3 protein-coding genes and 2 pseudogenes are annotated in these 2818 nt (G+C 68.4%); 2 read left to right on the plus strand and 3 right to left on the minus strand.

The genetic code is table 11. The features are described from left to right. Nucleotides 1-427 precede the first annotated feature (427 nt). A pseudogene (locus MJ783_RS22900) lies at nt 428-864 on the minus strand (DEAD/DEAH box helicase family protein); the annotation flags it as partial. On the opposite strand from MJ783_RS22900, the gene MJ783_RS22905 reads away from it, so the two are divergent. Further along, entirely contained in the window at nt 829-978 is a 150-nt protein-coding gene (locus tag MJ783_RS22905) for a hypothetical protein (protein WP_239313897.1), read from the plus strand. The pseudogene MJ783_RS22900 and the gene MJ783_RS22905 sit on opposite strands and share 36 nt — an antisense overlap. Nucleotides 979-1333: 355 nt before the next feature. On the opposite strand, the gene MJ783_RS22910 is transcribed toward MJ783_RS22905, so the two are convergent. Both MJ783_RS22910 and MJ783_RS22915 read right to left on the minus strand, forming a co-directional pair. Next, complete coding sequence (locus MJ783_RS22910) at nt 1334-1711, minus strand: helix-turn-helix domain-containing protein (protein WP_239313898.1); 378 nt, start codon at nt 1709-1711, stop codon at nt 1334-1336. Next, nucleotides 1708-2115: a hypothetical protein gene (locus tag MJ783_RS22915; protein WP_239313900.1), complete on the minus strand. Its 408-nt coding sequence runs from the start codon at nt 2113-2115 to the stop codon at nt 1708-1710. Before MJ783_RS22915 ends, MJ783_RS22910 begins: the two co-directional genes overlap by 4 nt. A 289-nt stretch (nt 2116-2404) precedes the next feature. Here MJ783_RS22915 and MJ783_RS22920 point away from each other — a divergent pair. Next, nucleotides 2405-2818: pseudogene (locus MJ783_RS22920) on the plus strand (replication initiator); the annotation flags it as partial.

Here is a 2818-nt window from a genome sequence, read left to right on the forward strand (position 1 = left end):
GAAGGGGCGACCCGGAGCCGTCGGTGAGGACCTGGACATGCCTCGCCGTATCGGACTCTGCTCCTGTCCGAACCGAGGAGGTTGCACCCAAGACGTGACCGACACTGCCCATGGTCGTCGCGTACACCGCATGTCTGCCCTGGGGTTCCTCGGTTCGCTCTGACGGCCCATGGCCGCTGTGACCAGCGGCGTACGGTGCGGCCATCGTCCGCCGTCAGAATCGTGCGCGAACTCGTTCTCGCAGCTCACGTCCTTGACTATGATCTTGGGTGCGCCCGGTATCAAGGCTGGTCCGGATCGCGGCGTCGCACCGGTGTCTGCAGTCGTCCGCGGACGTACACAGCCGCTGCTACACCAGAGCTGGGCTGAACCGGCACCACCAGCGACCCGCTTCCCACCTGCGTCTATGGCCGGGGGTGAGCGGCCCTTGGAGCTGCCCGTCGAGCACCGTCCGGTCCACGACCACGATGACCGAGTCGAAGACCTTCTCGTCGTCCACGTGCAGCCGCGCCAGCCGGTGCGCGGTCCAGACGATCGTGTTCGTCTTCCCCGACCCGGCCGAGTGCTCGATCAGGTACCGGTGGCCGACGCCCTCCTCTCGCACGGCGTCGACGATGGTCGTCACGCCCTCCCACTGGTGGAACCGCGGGAAGAGCATGCTGGTGCGCCGCACCGACGTCCCCGTCGTAACGTCCCACTCCTCCCTGGTCTCCACGATCATCAGCCGTCCGATGATGGTGAGCCAGGCGTCCTTCTCCCAGACCCGCTCCCACAGGTACGCCGTCGCCGACCGCCCCTCGGCACCAGGCGGGTTGCCGCCCCGCCGTCGTGGCCGATGTTGAACGGCAGGACGTGCGTCGCTTCAGGCTGGAATTCCCACGCCCGCTCAACGCCGAGTACGGGGTCCTGCAGGCTCACTTCCTCGGGGGCTTCGCTGCCGCGCTTTCAGAGAGCAAGCTGGTGGAGGCACGGCCCTGAACCCCGTGTCCGTGGGCGGCTGGCGTCTCGGTTCTTCCGCACCCAGCGATTGCTTCCCTGTTTGGATCCCCCGTCGACCGCCATGAGATACCCACATACGGTGGTCGACGGCCGGGCTCGCGCCGGCCATGACGCGGACGATCACCCGAGCGGACCGTCGGCGGCCTTCTGGCACGTCCGGACCGAGGCCCGCCCACAACGTTCCCGATCTGCGCCCTGATCGAGCGCCGGACGCAGGTGGGCGCTCCCCGTAACCGCCCCCACGTCGGGTAGCCGTTCCTGGTGTGGAGCTGGTTCGTCGCCCGCGGGCCCACGTCTCCCTGTCTCGGCGCGCGCAGTCGAGGTGTCCGTGTCGTCAGGCGGTCCGGGCGCCGTGGATGATGCCGAGGTCGAGTTCGATGCGGCGTCCGTGGACGGTGACGACGATGCTGGCGGCGTCGGCGCCGGTGGCGGTGAGGTAGTCGTAGAGGGTGGACAGGAGCATGTCCTCGCGGCTTTCGAGGCGCGAGACAGCGGCCTGGCCGACGCCGAGCTTCTTGGCGACCTCTGTCTGGGTCATCTGCGCGGCCTTGCGGATCATCGCCAGGTTCATGGCGTGGACCCGGTCCATCTCCTCGGCCGCCACGTGGGCCTCGGCGACGTCGGCGGCGAGCTGGGGGTCGGCTAGAAGCCGGTTTAGGTGGTCGTTGCCACGGACGAACTTCGACGGCAGCTGCGGGGCGTTCTCTGTCATGGCTTCTCCTCGTAGGAGGTCTCGCGCTTCCACTGGTCGATCAGGGGGTCGGCTCTGGCGGCTGCTCCGTCGTAGAAGACGTCTCCCAACCTGGCCTTGTCGGCGGCGAACAGCGTGACGACCACGGTGCCGGTCCCGGGAGGAAACCAGCAGATCAGCCGGACAGCTACCCGTGGGTCGTAGGCGTGCGAGACCCGCCAGAGCGGGTAGCGGCGGGACTGCCGTACCCAGCGCAGGGTGGCCGTTTCGCTGTCCCGGGTGGGCGGATCTGTCAGGTTCCGCAACTGGTCGAGGGCACGAGCGGCGTAGGCCAGCAGGAGACGCGAGCCTTCGTCGCCTGCACCCGCCTCCTCCTCGAGGCGGTCGAGCCACCGGCCGAAGTCCTCGGGCCAGTCAATGTCCACCGCGGCAGTATTACATCAAGGAGATATTCCATGCAAAGCATGGGTGTGTCGATCGACCTGGATTCGACCTCACGCCCATGTTCGGCGACGGAGGGTGTCCACGGAGGTGGATGGGTCGCATCGACAGGCCGGGCGGCGTGCTGAAGCAGCTCTGGACCGCCAGAGTGGCCGGCCGGAAATTCGGCCGCCGGGAACTCGCGGGCAGCCAGGCATCCAGGCCCAACGGACACGGGCCGTGGCCGGAATCTGCCGATACTGGCGGTGGCCAGCATGATCGCGTAGGTCGCCTGTGGTCCGGTTCGGGGTGCAGGTCCGCGCGGACGGGGTGACCGCCACCAGCCGCAACACCGGCCGGTTGATCGGCTACCTGACCAGGTATCCGACCAAGTCGTTGGATACCTGTCACGACGTCACCACCGACGTGCAGCGTGCGCATGTCGAGCGGCTTGCCGACGCTCTGCGGTTCGAGCCGTGCGCGCCGACGTGTGCGAACTGGCTGCGCTACGGGGTACAGCCGAAGAACCCGAAGGCCGGGCTGGCGCCGGGGCGGTGCACGGGCAAGGCCCACCGGCGGGAAACCCTCGGCTTCGGCGGCCGCCGCGTGCTGGTCTCGCGGAAATGGTCGGGTAAGACCCTCACCGACCATCGGGAAGATCGCAAGACGTGGGTTCGGGAACAGCTCGCGGTCCTCGGCCACACCGGC

It is taken from the genome of Protofrankia sp. Cj3 (assembly GCF_917627355.1).
In the GTDB taxonomy this organism is placed as follows: domain Bacteria; phylum Actinomycetota; class Actinomycetes; order Frankiales; family Frankiaceae; genus Protofrankia.